The sequence below is a fragment of the Spiroplasma endosymbiont of Virgichneumon dumeticola genome (assembly GCF_964264745.1).
Lineage (GTDB): Bacteria > Bacillota_I > Bacilli_A > Mycoplasmatales > VBWQ01 > Spiroplasma_E.
Genome location: NZ_OZ183478.1, coordinates 719,014 through 740,418 on the forward strand (window position 1 = coordinate 719,014; position 21,405 = coordinate 740,418).

The window sequence follows — 21,405 nt, forward strand, 5'->3', positions numbered from 1 at the left end:
AAAGTTGGATAAATTAATGAAAGTAAAAGAATTAATTATTGGTTGCCACGTTGCGATGAAAGCACCTAAATATTTACTAGGAGCACTTCAAGAAGCGCTTAGTTATGGTGCCAATGCTTTTATGATTTACACAGGGGCACCACAAAATACCATTCGTAAACCAACCAAAGATTTATTCATTACTGAATTTCAACAAGCGTTAAAAACTAATAATATTAGTATTGATAACGTTATTGTTCATGCCCCATATATTATTAACTTAGGTAATAGTGTCAAACCTAGTACTTTTCAATTGGCAGTTGATTTCTTACGTACTGAGATTATCCGATGCCAAGACATTGGCATTAAAACCTTAGTTTTACATCCAGGTGCTGCTGTGGGAGCATTACCGCAAGTTGCTTTAGAACAAATTGTGAAAGGACTAGACGCTGCTTGTTTACCTAATCAAACTTTAAAAATTGCTTTAGAAACGATGTCAGGTAAAGGTAGTGAAGTAGGAATTAATTTTGAACAATTACAATACATTATTAATAATGTTAAACAACCTAATTTAATTGGTGTTTGTTGAGACACTTGTCATTTATCTGATGCAGGTTATGATTTAAATAATAATTTAGATGAGGTTATTAATAAGTTTGATAATCTAATTGGCTTAGAAAAATTATTTGTTATGCACATTAATGATTCTAAAAATCCACTTGATAGTCATAAAGACCGGCATGCCAATTTAGGAATGGGTTATTTAGGTTTTGAAACTTTAATTAATATCATTTATCATCCTAAGTTAATTAACAAAGTTAAAATTTTAGAAACACCATGAATTAATGGCCAACCACCATACTTGCATGAAATCAAAATGATTATAACTAAACAATATAATAAAGACATCTTATTAGCATTAGAGGAAAAATAACATGAAAAAAATTGGTATTTTGGGTGGTACCTTTGACCCGTTTCATAATCAGCATTTAAATATTGCCAAAACTGCTTATCAAAAATTACAATTAGATGAAGTATGAATTTTACCAACCAAACAAAATCCCTTAAAAGATAGTGTTAGCGCAACTAATGAGCAACGAGTAGCAATGATTAACTTAGTCATTAACGATTATCCATGATTAAAACTTAACGAATATGAATTGACAAATAGTGCACCTAGTTATACTATTAATACTGTTACTTATTTTACTAACACTTATTGTAACTATAAATTCTATTTTATCATTGGTTCTGATAATTTATACACTTTAAACCAGTGGCAGGGCATTGAGCAATTAATTAATTTAGTAAAAATTGTTGTTGTTAATCGTCCCCATTTTCGGAAAACTTTAGATTTAATGAAAAAATATCAATGTCGTAACTTAGTTGTTAGTCCAAGTAGTGACATTAGTTCTGCCAAAATCAGGAATGGCGAAGTTATAAATCAACTTGATAGTAGGGTAAATAATTATATTAATGATAATTTATTATACAATAATACTAGGTTGCAATTTAATTTAGATGAAAAACGAACACAACATTGTTTTAATGTTGGTGAAATGGCACGAAAATTGGCTATTCACTATAAAATTAATCCTATTCACGCCCAAATTGCTGGTAATTATCATGACCTTTGTAAACAGTGAAGTAAAGGCAAAATGACAAGGTATTTAACGAAATATAATAAAGATATACTACGAGAACCGTTTCCAGTTTGACACGGTTATGTAGCAGCATTATATTTAAAAAATCATTATCTAGTTACTAATGACTCTATTATAAATGCGATTGCTAAACATACTACTGGTGCTATTATGATGACAGAATTAGATTTAATAGTGTTATTAGCTGATAAAATTTCTATCGAGCGTTCATCACCTCATGTCGAACAATTACGAACACTAGCATTTAAAGATTTAACTTTAGCCTTTAAATTTTATTTAAAAACCTTAAAAACTTATTTGGAATCAAAAAATCAACCACTAAATAAAAAATTTTTAACAATTTATGAATTATGAATCAATAAGGAGTAACAATGATGGCAGAAAAAAATAACAAAAAATCGAAAATGATAAATGGTGATGAAATTAATGTGCAACCAGAAAATAAATCAGTAGTAGCAAGTCTTAACAATAACCAAACTGCAGAAAATAAAAAACAGAAAAAACGGGATAAATCTAAAAAAGGAATTTCAGGTTTTAGTGAGCTACGTATTAAAAAAAGTGGCTTCATGTTAACTGTTTTAAATACTTTATATGATTGCCATGCTCGCAACTGTAACATCAGCTGCAGTGTCAGTAATCATCCCTAAAATTACCAATAACTTTTTAGCAAAACCTGATGGTTTTACTAATTTAAGCAACATTCTAAATTTAGCTTACATTCTTATTAGTTTACAAATTGGTTCAGGATTATTTATGTATATTCGTAACTTAACAGGAAGTATGATTGGTGTTAAAGTAGAAATTGAATATCGTAATAAAGTTTTAAAACATTTATTAGAATTAGATATGTCATATTATGAAGACCGTAACATTGGCGACACTCTAACTAAACTTATTAGTGATACAGGTGTGATTGGTGAAAACATGCAATCAATTCCTTTAACTATTCTTAGTTCTGTTGTTACCTTTTTCTGCTCAATTTATGTTATTTTCTCTTTAAACTGACAGTTATCATTAATTGTTTTAGGAATTGTCTTATTAATCTTAGTAGTATCAATATTAAATGTTCAAATTATTCGTTACTTAAACTACAAATGACGAAAAGTATATACTTATGTTAATGCTGATATTACCGACCGTTTAAGCACCATTACCTTAATCAAAAGTAATGCTACCGAAAAAACAGAAAATGAAAGATTTTTCAATGAACATCTTAAATACTATCAAGCTGTTAAGAAAACTATTACCTTTGATAGTTTTACTAGAGCATTACTAATTACCCTACTAACAGGTATTAATATTGTTGGATTAGTAGCAGGATTTATTTTCGTTAATAAAGGAATGTTACAACCCACAACTTTAATTCCTTTTATCTTAGCTGTTAATACTTTAATTTTCCCTGTTATTCAAAGTATTGTCTTACTTGGTAACCTTGCTAAAACATCAACTTCAATTATCCGAGTTAACGAAATTTTAGAAGTTGAACCAAAAATTAAAACGAAAGATAATGCTTTAGCAGTTAATGAAATTACTAATGATATTATTTTTGAAAATGTTAACTTCCGTTATGATGATAAAGAAGCATGAATATTAGAAAACTTTAATTTCACATTTGAAAAAGTAAAAAGTTATGCCATTGTTGGTGCTACAGGAGTTGGAAAAACTACTATTTCAAAATTATTATTACGTTATTATGATCCTGCTCAAGGTCGGATTTTAATTAACAAAGATACTGACTTACGTGATGTTGATTTAGCACAATATTTACATCACATTGGTTATATTGAACAAGATCCACAAATTTTATATGGTACCTTTGCTGAAAACATTAGTTATACCAAGCAAGGTGCAACATTAGATGAAATCAAAGCACCAGCAACAAAGGCTAATCTTCATGACTATATTCAAGAACTACCTAATGGTTATAATACTATTTTAGGAGAACGTGGTATTAACTTATCTGGTGGTCAAAAACAAAGAGTTGCCATTGCCCGTATCTTTTAAAAAATCCTGAATTACTAATCTTAGATGAAGCCACAAGTGCGCTTGATAACATTGTTGAAAAAGAAATTCAAGCTCAATTTAATAAGTTGATGATTGGTCGGACAAGTATTGTTATTGCTCACCGTTTATCAACCATTAAAACTGTTGATAAAATCTTAGTATTAGAAAAAGGAAAAGGATTAGTGCGAATTGGCACTTTTGATGAATTAAAAAACGGACTTCTCCCCACATGTACTTGTGGAGGAAACAATGAAATTGAATGAGTTCAATAATACTTTTCAAACTGAAAAACAATGTCTTGCATATATAGCAAGTTTGAAACAAAGCAAATGTATTAGGTGTTCTAGTTTTAATTTGAATACTTCTAATTTAAGAAAAATGAGATGTTTGAAATGTCATCAAACATTCAGTATTCTCACGGGCACTATATTTTCAAAGTCACAAACACCTTTAATATCTTGGTTTTATCTCATCTTTAGATGAATAAACACCAAACATGGAATTCCATCAACTGATGTTGCAAAAGCATTGGGAGTGACCTTGAAAACAGCTTGAAGAATGGGTCATAAAATCCGAAGTGCCATTGCTAAACAAGAACCTCAATTCATTGTTGAGGGCATAGTGCAAATGGATGAAATGTATCTTTCACATATGGGTTTAAAAAACAAGGAAGATCCTTGTTGAACAAAACCTTGATTGTTGGTATTTATGAAAAAACAACCAACAATCTGATTGTGAAAGTATTGAAAAACGCAAACAGTAAAAATCTTTGGCAGTTTGCAATAAACCACATTTCTTCAAAGTGTGATGTACATACTGATTCTTGAAAAGGATATCGCGATTTGAAATCGGTTTTCACTAAGCATGAAACAGTTAACCATCAAGATGGCTATGTTTCAAAAACTGGTGTAAATACCAACCAAATTGAGTCAGTATGAAAACATATACGAAGAACATTTAAAACACATATCAAAGTTGCAAAACATCATATTCATTTATATGTAAAAGAAGCTGCATATAAATTCAATAACATACCTAGTTTTGAAACTGTAATGCTATGTTTAATTTAAAAATGTGGGGAGAAGTCCGTAGATAGGCTTTTCTCCCTTTATGTGATAAAATTTAAAAATAGTACATAAAGGGAGAAAAGCCTAATTTAATTGCGTTCATTAAAACAAAAATAAATAAAAGAATGCCATATAAAATCATAATATAATATTGAAAATTAATAAAAAATTTATTAGCGTCTAATTGGTTAAGTCTAAGATTGTGTGTAAATTTAAAAAAGTAATAAAAAATGAGCCATATACCCCTCCTTATCAAATATAATTAGTTTGAAAATAAAAACTAGATAGGATGAGAAATATATGACTCCATTAAATTTTACAATAGATTCTGAAATAATTAAAAAATTTCTTTCAAAAGAGACTAAAAATGAAGGCATAAGATTGCTTATTGAATTATTTTTAAATAAACTTTTAAAAATCAATCAGATGATCAAATTGGTGCTAATAATTATGAACGAAATGAAGCAAGAACAGATTGCCGTAACGGTTATTATCATCGTGATTTAAAATCTGTAAATGGAATTTTGAATTTAAATGTCCCTAGACATCGTAATAAATCTTTTGAAACTGAAATTTTCGAAAAGTTTAAACGTTCAGAACAAGCATTATTATCTACCATGATGCAAATGGTAATTGACGGTGTATCAACAAGGAAAGTTGATAACATAACAAGAGAATTGTGCGGTATTAATTATTCTAAATCTACTGTCTCTAATATTTGTAAAGAATTAACTGAAGTAATAGGCACATGAAAAAACCGTGATTTAAGCGCAAATTCCTATCCTTTTATAATTATTGATGGAGTACATGTTAAGGTTCGAGAAAATAATCAAGTAATCTCTAAAGCATTTTTTATAGCCCTAGGTATAAATGACCAAGGTCATAGAGATATTTTAGGAATGATGGTTGGTGATTCAGAATCAGAAACTACATGAAGTGAATTCTTTTCTTCATTGAAAGAACGTAACTTAACTGGTCTTGATTTAGTTGTTTCTGATGCCCATAAAGGGTTAGTTAAAGCAGTTCAAAAACATTTTCAAGGCGTGAAATTACAAAGATATCAAGCACATTTTATGCGTAATATCTTGGATAAAACACCTAAAAAGGATAGAGAAAAAGTCGAAAGAGATGTTAATGCCATTTTCAACGCTAGTAGTATTAAAATGGCTAGAATGATTCTTAAAGAAATGAAAGATAATTATTCCCATCTTTTAGACTCGGCATTACGAATTCTTGAAAATGGATTTGATGATGCTTTAGCAATTTTAAGCTTTCCACTGTTATTACCATAAAAAATTAAGAACTAGTAATCACATTGAACGCCTAAACCGTGAAATTCGAAGAAGAGAAGGTGTTGTTACCATATTTCATGGAGTTGATAGTGTATATCGAATAATAGGTTCAATTTTAATGGAATTTAATGAAAAATGAATGATAAATCGTGTTCATATTAATATGGACGAATATAATAATTTTAAAATTGAAAAGGCTTAAATTATTGCTTAACTACTTTTTATTAAAATTTTATTCTTTATAAATAACTGCATTTCTTTAAAATGACTTTTTGTTGTGATTATTTAGAAAAAAATAACGGACTTCTCCCCACATGTACTTGTGGAGGAAACAATGAAATTGAGTGAGTTCAATAATACTTTTCAAACTGAAAAAAAATGTCTTGCATATATAGCAAGTTTGAAACAAAGCAAATGTATTAGGTGTTCTAGTTTTAATTTGAATACTTCTAATTTAAGAAAAATGAGATGTTTGAAATGTCATCAAACATTCAGTATTCTCACGGGCACTATATTTTCAAAGTCACAAACACCTTTAATATCTTGGTTTTATCTCATCTTTAGATGAATAAACACCAAACATGGAATTCCATCAACTGATGTTGCAAAAGCATTGGGAGTGACCTTGAAAACAGCTTGAAGAATGGGTCATAAAATCCGAAGTGCCATTGCTAAACAAGAACCTCAATTCATTGTTGAGGGCATAGTGCAAATGGATGAAATGTATCTTTCACATATGGGTTTAAAAAACAAGGAAGATCCTTGTTGAACAAAACCTTGATTGTTGGTATTTATGAAAAAACAACCAACAATCTGATTGTGAAAGTATTGAAAAACGCAAACAGTAAAAATCTTTTGCAGTTTGCAATAAACCACATTTCTTCAAAGTGTGATGTACATACTGATTCTTGAAAAGGATATCGCGATTTGAAATCGGTTTTCACTAAGCATGAAACAGTTAACCATCAAGATGGCTATGTTTCAAAAACTGGTGTAAATACCAACCAAATTGAGTCAGTATGAAAACATATACGAAGAACATTTAAAACACATATCAAAGTTGCAAAACATCATATTCATTTATATGCAAAAGAAGCTGCATATAAATTCAATAACATACCTAGTTTTGAAACTGTAATGCTATGTTTAATTTAAAAATGTGGGGAGAAGTCCGTAGATAGGCTTTTCTCAGCATTTATGTGATAAAATTTAAAAATAGTACATAAAGGGAGAAAAGCCTTAAAAATTTTCCTACTAATTATTTAAACTTAGGCGCAATTAATCTTAATAAAAGTATTGTTATGGACACATTAACATATGAAAGTTATTTTTTAACTACTACTTTAAGTTAAAACATTATCTTTTATTTACTTAATATTTAAAACTTGTTAGTTGTTTAAACAAATAACAAGTTGGGCGTATCAAGTTAATGGTTAGATTTAATAAGAACTTAAATGAGAGATAATACTCTCATTTTTAATTGTTAAACAATTATAATTAATTATTTTGATAAATCTGTACTTTATGAAAGTAATTAATTATTACATAACTAAATAAAAAATTATTAAAGGCTATAGTGCAGATATAACTAATAGTAATTTTTAGTGTGTTCTTTTTAAGAAAAGAGAAAGAAAAAGTTTTTTCTCCCCCACACCCCCTCTTTTTTCAAAAAGAAAGAGAAAAGAAGTTTTCTCTTTTAAGACTTCTTTTAAATAAGACTTAAATTAAAGAAAGGATTATATTTTATGTTTAAAGAAAATATTAAAAAAGATTTATCACAAGAAGAAATTACTAATTTACTTTTAGATTTTGATAAAGATAATATTATTACTCAAAATGAAAAATATAAGATAGATTTATCAAATCAAGAAATAAATGAATTATTAGAAAAAACAAGAACTAATTTTACTTCTATTTTTTTATCAAAGATAGCAATTATTAATGAAACTACTTCAGCAAGTTTTATTAAATTATTAAATGAAAATAATTCTAATATTATTGGAGTTTGAATTAATAAAAAATTTATTCATAAAAGTAAAGATAAAAATGAAATTAGAATAAGTATTAAAAGAAATTATGAATTTACTATTTATGAATATGATTTAAAAAATAAAACAAATAAAAAATTAGAAAATATTAAAGGTTATAAATTACTTTTAAAATTAAAAAAATTAAAAGCAAGTTTACCAATTGAAAATAATTTTTGAGAAAAATTAAAAGAAAAAAATAATTTTATTAAGAAAGGAATTAATTCTAATGTTTAATTGAAAAGAAAACCTTGAATATAAAAAAACTTATTTAAATAATATTATTACTCATAGTTGTGATATTTGTCATAAACAATCTTCAGTTGCTAATAGAACTTGTAATAAATGTTTTTATAAATTAATGGGTGAAAATAATGAAATGTAATATTCATAATGAAAAATATATTTGAATTAGTGAAATAGATAATTCTTATTATTGTAATAAAGATATTAATGAAATGATTGAAGAAGATATACATTTAACAAGTGATAATTCTGATAGTTTATATAACTATTATATTAATGAATTACAATTAGAAAATTTTTAAGGAGAAATAAAATGACTAGAAATGAATTTAATGAAAAATATAGAAAACATGATATCAAAATTGATAGAGATTTTGATTTACATATTGAGAATTGTTTTAAATTTACTGAAATTAACATATTAGAAGAAGCAATTAATGATTATAAAAAAATAATTAATGAAATGCCACAATTAGTTAAAGATTGATTGTTATTTTTAAAATAATTAAGAAAGGAGAAAAGATAATGCAATATGCTTATTTATTAAAATATAAAGTTAATTATACTGATGAAATAAAATATAAAGTATTTACTAAAATTGAAAATGCTATTAATTTTCATAAAAATTATAAACATCCTATATTAAATGATAATACTTTTGAAAGAATAGTTACTCAACAAGCATTTATTACAAATTATGAAATATTAGTAATGGAATTAGATATTAAAGGAGTGAATAATAATGGATAAATTAAGAAATTATTTAGAATTACAACTTACAGTGAAAGAATATATTAATATTAAAGATTTATTAAAAGATATAGAGGATGGTGATTTTAATGCCAGCACATAAGAAAAAAATAGAAGATTTAATTAATAAACAAATTTTTGTTAGATTAACTAAAGAAGAACATTATGAATTAAAAAAACTTTGCTTAGAAAATAATAATATGTCAATTACTAATTTTGTAAGGAATTTAATTAAAAATGCAATTAAACAATCAAAATAATAATTTAATTTTTAAAAAAGATACACATCAATATTTTTTAAATAAACAAGAAAAAATATCAGTATCTAAAATTATTCAATATTATTTATATAGTAATAAAAATCCTTATGAAAATGTACCTTTTGATAGATTAGAAAATGCTAGATTAAGAGGAGAAACTGTTCATAAAGTAGCAGAATTATATTTTAAAAATATTAATATTAATAATATAAAAGATAAATTATTAAATAATATTAAACATTTATTTAATGAAAATTATTTACAATATTGTGAAAATTTATTAAATAATTTACAAGAATTTAAAGTAAATACTAAATATATATGTGAACAAGTATTTACTTATGATATTGTTGCTGGAACACCTGATTTAATTTATGAAGAAAATAATTTATATACAATAATTGATTTTAAAACATTATCAAATATGTATAAAGAAAATAAAGAAAAATCAATATTACAATTAACTGCTTATTATTGAATATTAAAAAATAATGGTTTTAATTTATCAAATATACATTATATTTATTGAATTCAAAAAGATAAAGTAGAAAAAATATTAGTAGAAATAACAGATGAATTATTACATGAATGAGAAATGGCAATTGCCCTTTGAAAGGAAGATAAATATGGCAAATTTAACTTTACCTAAAAATATAAATAAATCAAAAATACAACAATTTACTAACTATTATGAATTAACAAAATTAAATGATAAAAAATTATCTACTTTAAATCCACAATCAGTTATTAATACTTTAGCAACTATATTTGAATTAGACCTTTCAAATAATCCAATTAAAAAAGAAATTGCTTTAATTCCTTATGGAAATGAATTACAAGTACAAATTCAAGAAGATGGTTTTTTAACTTTATTACAACGTTCAAATTGTGTTATTGATTTTCAACGAGAAATTATTACTGATAAACATATTTTTAATAAAGAAACTCAACGTTGAGAATTAGAACCTAGTAAAATATTTGAAAATAAAATAATTATTGGTTATTATGGTATGATTTTTATTAAAAATTCTTTTAATAAACCAATTAGATTTATTAAAGGTATGACTAAACAAGAATGTGAAGAACATAGAAAAAAATATAGTAAAGCAAATGGTAATAGTCCATGAACTACTAGTTTTAATGCTATGGCACTTAAAACAGTTATTAAAGCAATTATTAGAGATATTAATAAAGACCCTAGTATTAAATTAGAAAATCAAAATATTGTTGATAGAGCAATGCAAATTGATCAAGCAATAGTATTAGATAATGAAAATATAATGTATGTTGATAATCCAAATAATGATAATAAAGAAATTAAATTAAAAGAAATTGAAGAAACAAAAGAAGAAATAAATATTAATTATGAACAAATACAAAATAATATAGATAATTTAGATAAGTTGGAATTTAGTAATGAATAAAGAAAAATTACTTAAATTATTAAATGAAATTATTGATGAAAATTTGAATTGTGCTTATACATCATTATTTGATGAATTAAATATCTTATTAGAAAAAATAGAAAATGGAGAATTTGATAATGAATAACTACTTATTATCAGTAGACCCAAGTATGAAAAATACTGGGTTTACATTATGAGAATATATTTATCAACATTGTAAATGTTTTGGTAATTGTAGTTGTAATAATATAGATATATGAAAACCAATATGAATAGGAAGTTGTAGTTTTAAAAAAAATTCTATTGATAATTTTTATAGAGATATGCATTATGTTATATATGGTACTTTAGAATTAAAAAATGAATTAACTAATTCTAAAAATAATTTTGATTTAATTATTGAACGTGGTACTTTTCATAGTAAAAATGGTATTGGTTATGAAACTCAAGAACATTTAAGAGGTTTTATTGCTGGAAAATTTAATAAATTATTAACAAAAGATATGTTAATAAGTCCAAGTGAATGAAAAAAATGATATGTAAAAAAATCATTTAGTCAATTTGAAAAAAACTTTATATGAATAAAAAATACTTCAATACATTTAGCAAATGAATTAATAATTAAACAAGGTTGAAATATAACAATATCAAATCATGATGAAGCAGAAAGTTTATTAATTGGTTGATATTATTTAAATAAGGAGAATAAATAATGAAAGATTTAAAAAAAGTAACAAGATTTGAATTAATAAATAAATATGAAAGACAAATTGTAATTTATAGTAAAGAACATAAAAATGGTAATAAAAATATTAATAAAATTGAATATGATTTACAAGATAATGAACAAACATTAAAAGTATTTATTAGTTAGGAAGTTAAATAATGCAAAAACAAAAACAAGAAAAAGTATTATTAAAATGTATTGTTAAAGAATGTAATAAAAAAGTATTAATTAAATTACAATCTACAGATTTAGAAAATACTTCTATTCAATTTTTTAAAATGTGTAAAAAACATCAATTAGATTTTAATAATAAAGTAAAAGAAATAAAAGAATATTATGATAATAAAATTAAAAATTAAGGAGTAAATAATGAATTTATGAGACTTTTTAAAATATAGTGATAAATATAATGTTTTTAAAATATATACAAAAAATACAGAAATATATTTTTCATGAAATGGTGGAAGTAGTGAATTAGATGATGACCGTACTTTATTAGGTTATGAATTAGCAGATTGAAAAGTATTATCATATAAACAATATCCAGAAGAAATTAAAGTTTTTATTGAATTAGATAATCAAGAACTGTGTAATTATAATCATTTTCCAAAAACAAAAGAAGAAAGATTAAATTATAATAAGGAGTAAATAATGAATTGATATGAATATGGATTAATAATATGAATTATTATAAGTACAATTTTAATTATTAATTTATTTTTAATAATTAAAATAAAAGAAAAACATATTTTAGAAATGCAAGAAATTAATGTAAAACATTTAAGAAAAATAATAGATATGCAAGATAAACATTTTCATAAAATGTTGGGTATGCATAAAAAAATATTTAAAATAATGGATAAAAGAATAAAAATGACAAATAAAAGAATAGATGAAGTAATTGAATATCTTAATACTGAAAATAAGGAGTAAATAATGACTAAATGAGATTGATTTACACATTGATTTTATTTAAGTAGATGAGAATTAATGAATGTACCAATATGATATGAAATAGTTGCTAGTTTAATAATAATTGGTATTGAATATTTAATTTATGAAAAAATAACTAATTAAATTATACATATTTAGTAAATATTTATGATATAAAAATAATATAAACTTAATATAAGTTTTTTAACTCATTGCTTTATTTTAAAGTAAATGAGTTTTTATTTTGAAAGGAGAAAAAATGTCAAAAAAAAATAATTTATATGAACAAAATAAAAAAATTGCTGAAAAACAAGAAAAAAACTTTGAAAAAACAAAAAAAGAAATATTAAAACAAGAAAAAGAAAGAGAAAAAAACTTAAAAACATGAAGAAAAGACCTAGAAAAAGAGGCTAAGAAAGAAAAAGAATTAAATATACATCCTTTAAATAAAGTTTTACGAAAATTATCTTAGTTTTTCCAGAAAATTTCCAGAAAAAATTTTTTTTAAAAATCTAATATTCTCACATTATTAAATATTTTATGATATAACTTAATAATTTTTATTAATAATTTATGATAAAAATATAAATTTAATATATTTTTTTATTTTGAAAGGAAGAAAAAATGTTAAAATCAGTAAATGAGAAAGCAAAACAAATAAGAAAATTAGAACAAGAAGAAATTCAAAAGTGACAAAAACAATTTAAAAATGATTTAGAAAAAGTGGGAAAAAAAGAACAAGAGAGAACAAAAACAGTTAATAATTTTGAATTCGAAAAAAATAAATCTAAAATCAATAATATTAATTTCAAAAATATATATAAATTTTGAAACCGTAAATTTCCTCAAATATAAAGTTTATACAGACTAAACATTAGCATTAAAAAGTTACCAATTAAGGTAACTTTTTAATTAGGTGCCAACCTAATGAGACAATGAATTTAACACTTACTTATGTAAGTGTTTTTATTATATATTACTTTTATAGATTTTAAAATAAATTTTGGAAAATAAAAAGTTATCATAAAGATAACTTTTAACCTTAAATTAATCTATTGTCTAATCTAATAGATTACTTAAATTATACATTAATATTTAAGATTGTGGGGGAATAGTATTTTTATCAATGAAATATTTATTTAATTTTTGAAATTTTTTAAATTCATAATTAATCTTATTATCTTGATTATTTTTATTTAAAATAAAACATCCAATTAAGAGGCCAATTATATTTAATGATATAAAAAATAATAATATTCCCCATGCATTATTTTGTTTACAATAAATATAGCCAAATAAAATAAATAATAAATACATAGGAATAAATAATAATATAATAACTGCAATTAATACTATGTCTAATGTGGGCATTTATAAAATCTCCTTTAAATTCTTAATAATAATTATACCAATCATTATCTAGGATTTAATATAATTTTTGAAATATTAGCACTAACTTTAGTTGTTTCTCTTCAGGCAGTAGCATATTGAATACCTTCGAATGGATTTTTTTGATAATATCCACCTTCTACTTTTCCTAACGAAGCATTTAAAAAAATATCTCAAATTAAAACATTATTTGAATTAACAATTTCAAATGTAATTATATTACTTTGAAAATTCGTATTAACATCTTTAAAATCTTCTCTATATTCTAAATTATATGAATTTAAAACATAATGAGGTTTATAAAAATTATAATAAGTATTTGCTCAACCAATATTATAATTATTAGTTACTAGTTGTGTGTTTCAAAAACTTTTTGTTAAATATTCTTCATGTTTTTTAGAAAAAAGTATATCTAAAATATTAATTTCTTGAATTTGGCTAATAATTGATTTAGAATTAACGAATGTTTCTTTTGTGCTATTTCTATTAACACGGTCTATAGGGTTTTGTGTATAATTTTTGGTTTCTATTTCATAATCATAATAAATTGAAATTGATTTATAAAATCTATTTAAATCATTAATACTATTAATTAATAATGTTTGGTCTAATAATGTATTTAAATCAATATTCTTTGTTTCACTAATAGGTTGATTATTATTTAATCACTCTGTAGTATTATTAGTAGGATTTTCAATATTATTAAAATTATTTAAAGATATAGTAGGAATATATGCTAATTTACTTACGCTTAAGTTTAAATTAATAACTATTTGTTTCGCTATATTTTGTGGACTTGGTGGTAATATTTCTGCTGGATAACTAAATGTAGTTTCTTCAGTTTCTTGATATTCATCATGATTTAATTTATATAAAGTAGTTCAATTAAAAGCATTACCAGTTAAAGCACCTTTATTTTTATATCTAAATTGTGCAACTGAAAGTTCATTATAATCACCTTGATAAGTAAATGGATTATCACTATAAAATGTATGTCTTTCTTCACCTTGATGTAATGATTGAGTTACAATTGTATCAATAATATAAGCATAATTAGAACCATCACTAACCCCATTAGGGGTAGGATTTCATTGACAATCTGTATCTTCATTAGTTAATGGTGAAGCTATATCTAAAAACTCTGTATCTTCTGCTAAAATATAAACTTTATTATTTTTCTTTTGTGATAAATCAACTGTACTTATTTGTTCTTTTGTTTCTAATTTATGACCTGTTGTAGGGTCTCATGGATATACTGATATTCTATCACTTAATTTCATAGTCATAGCAGTTGTACTAACATTTGCACCTAATAATTTACCAATAGCAAAATCATTTTCATTAGCAAAAGCATTTAATGGAATTAAACCACCATTACCAATAATATTTTCTAAATTATTTGTAAAAAATGCAGACATAAAACCATTAAAATATAACATTTTTTTATATTGTTGATTATTTTGATTAATAATAAAACCAATTGGAATACCTAAACTTAAAACATTTAATAATTTACCAATTAATGGTATATCACTTAAAGCAAATGGTAATCATTGTACACTATCATAAGGCATTTGTATTAAACTACTAAATACTACTGAATTAAAATTTAATATTGCTGACATATATTTTTGACTTATTTTTGAATAATCTACAGTTGGTGAACCAATAATTAAATTAGTATCTGGGTCTTTATATTTAAAATTATTAGACATATCAACATTATAGCTACCAGAGATATTATTAATATTTCATTCACTATCTCAAAAGAATTTAGCTTCTCCAATTGCACTACCATTACTATTAGTTGCTTTTGTTTTATCAAATGCTAACATACCTTTAAAATCTTTTGTAACAAATAAATTTGCTTGTAAATTTAAACTAGTTGATAATCATTCTTTTCAATCTTTAAAATTAGTAAATCCAGTAGGTTTTGCATCCATAATATTATAAAATGTAGTTTCTGGATGACTATTAGTAGTTATTTTATCATTTATACCAGCAATTAAACCACCATTTTTTTTAACTGATGTACTTGAATGGTCATTATTACCAGCAATAAATAATCTTCTACTTGCAAATACTTTTTGTTCAAATATTTCATTATTATCAATTTGATTAGGTGCTTGACCTTGTATTATAGGTCTACCATAATAATAACAACTAGATAATAATTCTAAACCATAAGATTGTCTATGACTATATCTAACTCCAATATCACGCATTAAAGTACGATTTAACGTTACTTCTCCTTCTTGAATAGTAGGGAAAGCATAACCACTACCAGGGCTTGCATATTGTACATAATCAAGTGTATTTTGACCACTTGCTACTGCTCTATCATTAACTGAACTAAAAGTTAATACTTGCATACTAAATTCACCATTATAAGGACTATAATAATTAGTTACATTTGAAATATATAATAATTGTCTATCTTGATTTTTACCTGTATTACCACCAATATTTTCATTTTTATCATTAAATACACAAAAAAATTGTAAATAATCATCTACTGTAATTTGTTCTTCAAACATAACTAATGTATATTGTCTTGTAGTAGAAATTGTTTTAAATAAACTATTATTAGGTAAACCACCAAAATCTACACCACTAGTATCATCAATTAAATAAGCATTTCAATAATCACCAATTTTATATTGTTTAGTATAATATTGATTTTGACCTGTTGTTTTATGTGTTACTGGGTCTGTTATACCTTTATTTTTTTGATATATATTAGTACTTTTTTTTCAAATACATACAACTGGAGTATTACCAGAAAGTATTAATTCATATTGACCAAAATCACTAATTTTACTATTTATAGGTTTATAACCAGTTTCAGTTAAAGGTATTGCTCCATTATTAATTATAAATGGAAATATTTTTCAATGACTTAAACGTTTAATTATTGCTTGTTGTCTCTTTAGATGTAGATGTGCGTGTTTCATTAATTGAATTCGTTGATGATTGCTCATTTTCATTATCTCCTAATTCTTTATTTAATTTTTTATTTTCTATAATAATATTTTCTAATTTATTTTCAGCCATAAGTTGGTCAATATTATCATATTCACCAATAGCTTCAGTTACTGTCATGGTACCATTATTTAATCTTGAATTAATAATTTGGTCTTGTACTATTTGGTCAGTCATTGCTATAGGTATAAATTTAAATGAATAAGGTCTTTCACCAATACCATTTCATAAATTTTTACTAATAAGAAGTAAATCAAATATACGATAAAAATAAGCACTATAAAATGCTATTTTAATTTCTGTTGTTTCCATATCAAATTTATTATTAAACATACTTTGTGTTTTATTTGTATAAACATCATTACCATGTTCATCATAATCATATCCAGCACCATTAAATATTGCTTTAGCAGTACCATTATAATCTAATCAATATTCACTAAATTTAGGGTCACCTTGAATAATTTGCATACCACCATTACCATTTTTATCATACCCTGCACTACCAACATTAACAAACATATCTTTTTTAGGATTTTCAATAATATTACCATTTTCTTGCATTTCTTTTGCTGTTTCATTATCTAATGAAGCAAATAAAGTAGTAACATTTAATTCTCTTTCTAATCTTTTTTGTCTAATAACACGATTTAAATCATATATTAAATCTCATACTGCTGTACAATCTGGATATGCATTTAAAGTAGTTGCATTACCATATAAATTAATAATTGGTAAATTAGTTATTTCAAAAATAGGTATATAATTAAATGGATTTTTAATTTCATAAGTTTTTAATGGTGTTATATTTGGTTTTAATTTAGTTCTTGTAGAACCTAAAATAATATCTTTATTATTATCTTTATATGTTTCATATTTAACTTTTCCATTTTGTATTGTTACTCATGTTAAAGTAGCACTATCTGCTTGTTCATTAATAAAATAAAATTCTGCTGATTGTTCTTGTTCATTATATTTAGCAACTCTACCACAAAAACTATTAGGTAATATTTTAAGGGATTTACTATTATCTTCATTAATTATAATCATAATAAATACTTTACCCATTAAACTATTTTGTAAACCAAATTTATAAAATTTTTCTAATCATTTATCTTTTAAATTCATTTCATTAAGATAATCTAATATTTCTTTTTTACTTGAATTAAATAAAAAACCTTTACCTAATCATAATTTAGTTGATTTTTGAGCAATAATCATTGGTATATCAATATATCATTTTGATTTATCACAACTTAAATATTCCATTGTATTTACCATATTAATCACCACCAAAATTATTTTTATTAATTAATAATTTATTATTAATACCATTAATTAATCACTTCATTTCATGCATTAAAGCATACATATCACTATCTCAAGTATCATCATGTAAATCTAACATTTTTGGTTGATTATTATTAGTATCTATTTTTACTTTAGATAATCATTGCATTAAATTATATTGTCTTTTAGTTTCTGGACATCTTTCTCAATTAAAACTAATAATATTTTTAAGCATACAAATTGTTGTAAAATCAATTCTATCATTTAAATATAAAGTTGATTTATCTACTGCTATAAATTTTAATCATGTTATATTACGTTTTTTAACTCAACTTTTTAAAACATCAATAAATACTAATCCACCATTACCATAATCAACATAACAAGTAAAACCAAATAACATTGCTATATAACGTTTACTTTCATTTAAATAATAATTAATAATATCATTTGCTAAAGTATCAGTATCTTTATATTGCATTGTTACATTACTATGATAAAATTCACTTTCTTTATGTGCTCTTCTACCATTATCATTTTCACCAATAAATCATAATGAAGCAGATGTAGGATGACCACTTGGACTTGTTGCCATACCTATATCTAATCCACCTGATAATCTTTGTACTTGAAAATCTAATTTAGTACCAACTTTATCAAGATATCTTGCAAATATAGCACCAGTAAGAATACTTGGTACACCATAATATCAAGATTGTGCTTTAATTGGATCTAATACTTTTAATTCTTCTAAATCATTAATCATATCTAATGTAAGATTATGAGCATTTACTTTTCAATTACTATAATGAAATAATTTAAAAATATTATTATCAAATATTGATTTAATTTGTTCATTTTTTTCTTTCATTATTTCTAAATTAAAAGGTACAATTTTATTCATATATTCAATATAATATTGATAAATATTATCTGGATTACAACTTTTTATTTTTATTCTTTTTTTAGCATTACCTAATGCAAATGTTATTGCTTGAAATTCTTGCTGAGTAAATTCATTTGCTTCTTCACATCATTCAATTGCTAAATCAAAACCTTTTATTTCACTACGAGAAAGTCCTTTTAAAGGTATTCTATCATTTGAATTACTATATACACCCATTACTCTTATAAATGATTTAGAGCTTTTAAAACGAAAGTCTGCTTGCTTATTAGGGTATTTTAAAGTAAAATCTTTATAATCATTTAAACCTATTGTTATTAAAGCATTATATATTTCTTTTACTAAATCATTAATATCTTTATTTAATTTTCTAAAACAATATATAGCAATTGATTTATTAACTTTAATTGAAATAGCTATTAATATTGCTAATTCTTCTGCAATACTATATGTTTTACTACTATATCGTGAACCACTAAGATTATATTCACTATGAGTAAAATCACTTTTATTTAATAATCAATAACTAATTTAATTAAGATAAGTAAATTCTTTATTCATAATATTATTCCTGTAATTCTTCTAATTTTCATAAATTACATCACGGTGCTCCAGCATATAAACTAACTCCATTATTTTTAATATACATAGGCATTACAGATAACATCATATTAAAAATACCTAATATAAAAGAATCTTTATTATCTTGATAATAAAATTCTTTTATTTCATGTGTACCTTTCCCAATATTAGTAATTAAATCTCTAGTACGTCCATTATAGAATACTCGATAATAATTTTTATTTTTTAAATTATAATTAATTGTTACTAAATCAGTACTAACTGCTACTTCTTTTCATTGTGGAACACTTGGGTTAGGATTTGGTGTTGGATTATCTTTTAATTCAATATCTCAACAATTGTCTTCTATTTCATTAGTTTCTAAACTTTTTGAATTAATTTTAATTGGTTTATCTATATTAATTATACTTGGTGAAGTAATATCTAATGTATTACTAGTGATTTTATAAGTATTTTCTTTTATTTCTTCTTCTAATGAATATATTTTACCTTCATCATCATTAAATCTATCCATTGCAATAGCATTTGAAATAACTACTAAATCAACATAAGCTTCAGTAATTCTTTTTCCAGAAATACCTTTAAAAAAACTAGCTAATACAGCACCTTCACCTTGTCATAAAAATTGCATATATATAATTGGACTTTTTTCTACATTTTTTCAACAATAACCAACTCTATATAAAGTATTTACTTTAAAATCATAATTAATTTTAATGTTACTTTCTTTTGTACCAATATTTTTTCATTTAATAACATTTAAAGATTTTATTTTTTCATCAACATATTTTTTATTTGGAATATCATTATCATCTGTTACTGAAGGACCACTTTTATTTTTATAAATTAATGTTCTATTTCCAACATTTATAACATCATTAACTAATCTTGTTGTATTATCTTTATCATTTTTATTATTAAATATTCTATTTTCATCAACTGAACTACCACCAGTAGCACTAATAGTATTAGTTTCTTTATCAATAGTTATATTATTACCAGCAATTAACTTATTTTGTAATTTATCATCTGCATATTTTTTAGGAATTAAAGTTCCATTTAAATAACTTGAGTAATCTTCTGTAAAAGGATCAAAATTTTTATAAGCAACTCATTTATATATAAAATTAGGTACTAAAGTATGTTTTAAAATTTCAATAGCATTTTTTCTATCATCAAGGTCATCAAAATAAATTACTTTATCACTAACATCACTATTAACTATATGAGTTTCTTTATCATATTTAATATCAATAGTTTCTTTTGGACTTTTAAATTCAGGTACTGTAGTAGATGTATTAATACCTCTAGTATCAATATTAATAACCGGTCTTGATCTATTTTGTGGATGAGTAATAGTGATTTTAGTTCTAGTATCTGATGATTCTAAATTAGTATAAGGAATATATTCATTTAAAGGACTATCTTCACCACAATTTGAAATAAATTTATTAAAATAATTATTTTTTTGTGGTTCTATTCCTTTTAAATCAAAACCTTTAATATTTGGATATTCTTTAATTTTTCTTAAATAATTAAATACTTCTGGTGGGATAAAATAAGGGTCATCTGGATTAGTTTCACTATAAGTTAATCCACCTTGACTAATTGAACCTTGACCACGTAAATAATCTACATCTTTAGTTAATAAAAATCTAACATAATTAGTAGTTGCTGTTTGAATATTATCTGTAAAATCTGTTGGTGTTATTTCTGGTCATTTTTTACTAATAGTAAAACCACTTAAATAATCAATATTACTACTAGCTACAGATATTGCAAATCAAATTTCATTATCTGGAGTAGTAACTTTATCAAATAATAATTCATTAAAATATTTAGAATTTTTAAATTCTTCAACTGTTATAAATAAAATTGGGTCTTTAATAGCCATAATTTACTC

The 21,405-nt window shown here is 23.7% G+C and carries 33 protein-coding genes; 29 read left to right on the forward strand and 4 right to left on the reverse strand.

What is annotated here, in order from left to right:
* Positions 1-16: 16 nt before the first annotated feature.
* The 29 genes from ACFEL4_RS04630 (at position 17) to ACFEL4_RS04770 (ending at position 13,210) form a co-directional block, all read left to right on the forward strand.
* Positions 17-913, forward strand: coding sequence for a deoxyribonuclease IV (locus ACFEL4_RS04630; protein WP_375318305.1), 897 nt, complete (start codon positions 17-19; stop codon positions 911-913).
* A gap of 1 nt (position 914) precedes the next feature.
* Positions 915-2,012, forward strand: a complete 1,098-nt coding sequence (locus tag ACFEL4_RS04635) for a nicotinate-nucleotide adenylyltransferase (protein WP_375318306.1) — start codon at positions 915-917, stop codon at positions 2,010-2,012.
* Between the two features lie 5 nt (positions 2,013-2,017).
* On the forward strand, positions 2,018-2,290 hold the full coding sequence (locus tag ACFEL4_RS04640) for a hypothetical protein (RefSeq protein WP_375318307.1): 273 nt from the start codon (positions 2,018-2,020) through the stop codon (positions 2,288-2,290).
* Complete coding sequence (locus tag ACFEL4_RS04645; protein ID WP_375318308.1) at positions 2,271-3,647, forward strand: ABC transporter ATP-binding protein; 1,377 nt, start codon at positions 2,271-2,273, stop codon at positions 3,645-3,647. Before ACFEL4_RS04640 ends, ACFEL4_RS04645 begins: the two co-directional genes overlap by 20 nt.
* A gap of 89 nt (positions 3,648-3,736) precedes the next feature.
* Entirely contained in the window at positions 3,737-3,919 is a 183-nt protein-coding gene (locus ACFEL4_RS04650) for a hypothetical protein (RefSeq protein ID WP_375318309.1), read from the forward strand.
* Positions 3,897-4,433: a hypothetical protein gene (locus ACFEL4_RS04655; RefSeq protein ID WP_375318310.1), complete on the forward strand. Its 537-nt coding sequence runs from the start codon at positions 3,897-3,899 to the stop codon at positions 4,431-4,433. Before ACFEL4_RS04650 ends, ACFEL4_RS04655 begins: the two co-directional genes overlap by 23 nt.
* Entirely contained in the window at positions 4,328-4,717 is a 390-nt protein-coding gene (locus ACFEL4_RS04660) for an IS1595 family transposase (RefSeq protein ID WP_375318311.1), read from the forward strand. The genes ACFEL4_RS04655 and ACFEL4_RS04660 overlap by 106 nt, the downstream gene beginning before the upstream one ends.
* 297 nt (positions 4,718-5,014) lie before the next feature.
* Positions 5,015-5,221, forward strand: a complete 207-nt coding sequence (locus ACFEL4_RS04665; RefSeq protein WP_375318312.1) for a hypothetical protein — start codon at positions 5,015-5,017, stop codon at positions 5,219-5,221.
* On the forward strand, positions 5,149-6,006 hold the full coding sequence (locus ACFEL4_RS04670) for an IS256 family transposase (protein WP_375318363.1): 858 nt from the start codon (positions 5,149-5,151) through the stop codon (positions 6,004-6,006). Before ACFEL4_RS04665 ends, ACFEL4_RS04670 begins: the two co-directional genes overlap by 73 nt.
* 43 nt (positions 6,007-6,049) lie before the next feature.
* Positions 6,050-6,208 carry a hypothetical protein gene (locus ACFEL4_RS04675; RefSeq protein WP_375318364.1) on the forward strand — a complete coding sequence of 53 codons (159 nt, stop codon included), beginning with the start codon at positions 6,050-6,052 and terminating at the stop codon, positions 6,206-6,208.
* 132 nt (positions 6,209-6,340) lie between these two features.
* Positions 6,341-6,877 (forward strand): hypothetical protein, encoded by a 537-nt coding sequence (locus tag ACFEL4_RS04680; RefSeq protein ID WP_375318313.1) that lies wholly within the window; start codon positions 6,341-6,343, stop codon positions 6,875-6,877.
* On the forward strand, positions 6,772-7,161 hold the full coding sequence (locus ACFEL4_RS04685) for an IS1595 family transposase (protein WP_375316929.1): 390 nt from the start codon (positions 6,772-6,774) through the stop codon (positions 7,159-7,161). The genes ACFEL4_RS04680 and ACFEL4_RS04685 overlap by 106 nt, the downstream gene beginning before the upstream one ends.
* Before the next feature lie 590 nt (positions 7,162-7,751).
* Complete coding sequence (locus ACFEL4_RS04690) at positions 7,752-8,270, forward strand: hypothetical protein (RefSeq protein WP_375318314.1); 519 nt, start codon at positions 7,752-7,754, stop codon at positions 8,268-8,270.
* Positions 8,263-8,418 (forward strand): hypothetical protein, encoded by a 156-nt coding sequence (locus tag ACFEL4_RS04695; RefSeq protein WP_375318315.1) that lies wholly within the window; start codon positions 8,263-8,265, stop codon positions 8,416-8,418. Before ACFEL4_RS04690 ends, ACFEL4_RS04695 begins: the two co-directional genes overlap by 8 nt.
* Entirely contained in the window at positions 8,408-8,581 is a 174-nt protein-coding gene (locus ACFEL4_RS04700; protein ID WP_375316906.1) for a hypothetical protein, read from the forward strand. Before ACFEL4_RS04695 ends, ACFEL4_RS04700 begins: the two co-directional genes overlap by 11 nt.
* Before the next feature lie 11 nt (positions 8,582-8,592).
* Positions 8,593-8,784 carry a hypothetical protein gene (locus ACFEL4_RS04705; RefSeq protein WP_375316822.1) on the forward strand — a complete coding sequence of 64 codons (192 nt, stop codon included), beginning with the start codon at positions 8,593-8,595 and terminating at the stop codon, positions 8,782-8,784.
* Between the two features lie 20 nt (positions 8,785-8,804).
* Positions 8,805-9,029: a hypothetical protein gene (locus ACFEL4_RS04710; RefSeq protein ID WP_375318316.1), complete on the forward strand. Its 225-nt coding sequence runs from the start codon at positions 8,805-8,807 to the stop codon at positions 9,027-9,029.
* 89 nt (positions 9,030-9,118) lie between these two features.
* Complete coding sequence (locus tag ACFEL4_RS04715) at positions 9,119-9,289, forward strand: hypothetical protein (RefSeq protein ID WP_375316903.1); 171 nt, start codon at positions 9,119-9,121, stop codon at positions 9,287-9,289.
* Complete coding sequence (locus tag ACFEL4_RS04720; protein WP_375318317.1) at positions 9,267-9,938, forward strand: PD-(D/E)XK nuclease family protein; 672 nt, start codon at positions 9,267-9,269, stop codon at positions 9,936-9,938. The genes ACFEL4_RS04715 and ACFEL4_RS04720 overlap by 23 nt, the downstream gene beginning before the upstream one ends.
* A complete protein-coding gene (locus ACFEL4_RS04725) occupies positions 9,916-10,713 on the forward strand; it encodes a recombinase RecT (protein ID WP_375318318.1) in 798 nt (265 codons plus the stop codon). Before ACFEL4_RS04720 ends, ACFEL4_RS04725 begins: the two co-directional genes overlap by 23 nt.
* A complete protein-coding gene (locus tag ACFEL4_RS04730) occupies positions 10,706-10,840 on the forward strand; it encodes a hypothetical protein (RefSeq protein WP_375316899.1) in 135 nt (44 codons plus the stop codon). Before ACFEL4_RS04725 ends, ACFEL4_RS04730 begins: the two co-directional genes overlap by 8 nt.
* Entirely contained in the window at positions 10,833-11,408 is a 576-nt protein-coding gene (locus ACFEL4_RS04735) for a hypothetical protein (RefSeq protein ID WP_375318319.1), read from the forward strand. Before ACFEL4_RS04730 ends, ACFEL4_RS04735 begins: the two co-directional genes overlap by 8 nt.
* On the forward strand, positions 11,408-11,569 hold the full coding sequence (locus ACFEL4_RS04740; RefSeq protein ID WP_375316897.1) for a hypothetical protein: 162 nt from the start codon (positions 11,408-11,410) through the stop codon (positions 11,567-11,569). The genes ACFEL4_RS04735 and ACFEL4_RS04740 overlap by 1 nt, the downstream gene beginning before the upstream one ends.
* Positions 11,570-11,580: 11 nt before the next feature.
* Positions 11,581-11,781 carry a hypothetical protein gene (locus ACFEL4_RS04745; RefSeq protein WP_375318320.1) on the forward strand — a complete coding sequence of 67 codons (201 nt, stop codon included), beginning with the start codon at positions 11,581-11,583 and terminating at the stop codon, positions 11,779-11,781.
* 10 nt (positions 11,782-11,791) lie between these two features.
* Entirely contained in the window at positions 11,792-12,070 is a 279-nt protein-coding gene (locus ACFEL4_RS04750; protein WP_375318218.1) for a hypothetical protein, read from the forward strand.
* Positions 12,071-12,073: 3 nt separating this feature from the next.
* Positions 12,074-12,355 (forward strand): hypothetical protein, encoded by a 282-nt coding sequence (locus tag ACFEL4_RS04755; protein ID WP_375318321.1) that lies wholly within the window; start codon positions 12,074-12,076, stop codon positions 12,353-12,355.
* A gap of 3 nt (positions 12,356-12,358) precedes the next feature.
* On the forward strand, positions 12,359-12,499 hold the full coding sequence (locus ACFEL4_RS04760) for a hypothetical protein (RefSeq protein ID WP_375318322.1): 141 nt from the start codon (positions 12,359-12,361) through the stop codon (positions 12,497-12,499).
* Between the two features lie 115 nt (positions 12,500-12,614).
* Positions 12,615-12,827 carry a hypothetical protein gene (locus tag ACFEL4_RS04765; RefSeq protein ID WP_375318323.1) on the forward strand — a complete coding sequence of 71 codons (213 nt, stop codon included), beginning with the start codon at positions 12,615-12,617 and terminating at the stop codon, positions 12,825-12,827.
* A gap of 152 nt (positions 12,828-12,979) precedes the next feature.
* The gene (locus ACFEL4_RS04770) at positions 12,980-13,210 is read left to right on the forward strand and encodes a hypothetical protein (protein ID WP_375318324.1); all 231 of its coding nucleotides are present in this window, start codon (positions 12,980-12,982) and stop codon (positions 13,208-13,210) included.
* 560 nt (positions 13,211-13,770) lie between these two features.
* Here ACFEL4_RS04770 and ACFEL4_RS04775 read toward each other — a convergent pair.
* The 4 genes from ACFEL4_RS04775 to ACFEL4_RS04790 all read right to left on the reverse strand — a co-directional run bounded on the left by ACFEL4_RS04775 (position 13,771) and on the right by ACFEL4_RS04790 (position 21,396).
* Positions 13,771-16,698 (reverse strand): hypothetical protein, encoded by a 2,928-nt coding sequence (locus tag ACFEL4_RS04775; RefSeq protein WP_375318325.1) that lies wholly within the window; start codon positions 16,696-16,698, stop codon positions 13,771-13,773.
* The gene (locus tag ACFEL4_RS04780) at positions 16,652-18,007 is read right to left on the reverse strand and encodes a hypothetical protein (RefSeq protein WP_375318326.1); all 1,356 of its coding nucleotides are present in this window, start codon (positions 18,005-18,007) and stop codon (positions 16,652-16,654) included. The genes ACFEL4_RS04775 and ACFEL4_RS04780 overlap by 47 nt, the downstream gene beginning before the upstream one ends.
* Position 18,008: 1 nt before the next feature.
* Positions 18,009-19,139, reverse strand: coding sequence for a hypothetical protein (locus ACFEL4_RS04785; RefSeq protein WP_375318327.1), 1,131 nt, complete (start codon positions 19,137-19,139; stop codon positions 18,009-18,011).
* A gap of 346 nt (positions 19,140-19,485) precedes the next feature.
* Positions 19,486-21,396 carry a hypothetical protein gene (locus ACFEL4_RS04790; RefSeq protein ID WP_375318328.1) on the reverse strand — a complete coding sequence of 637 codons (1,911 nt, stop codon included), beginning with the start codon at positions 21,394-21,396 and terminating at the stop codon, positions 19,486-19,488.
* Positions 21,397-21,405 lie beyond the last annotated feature (9 nt).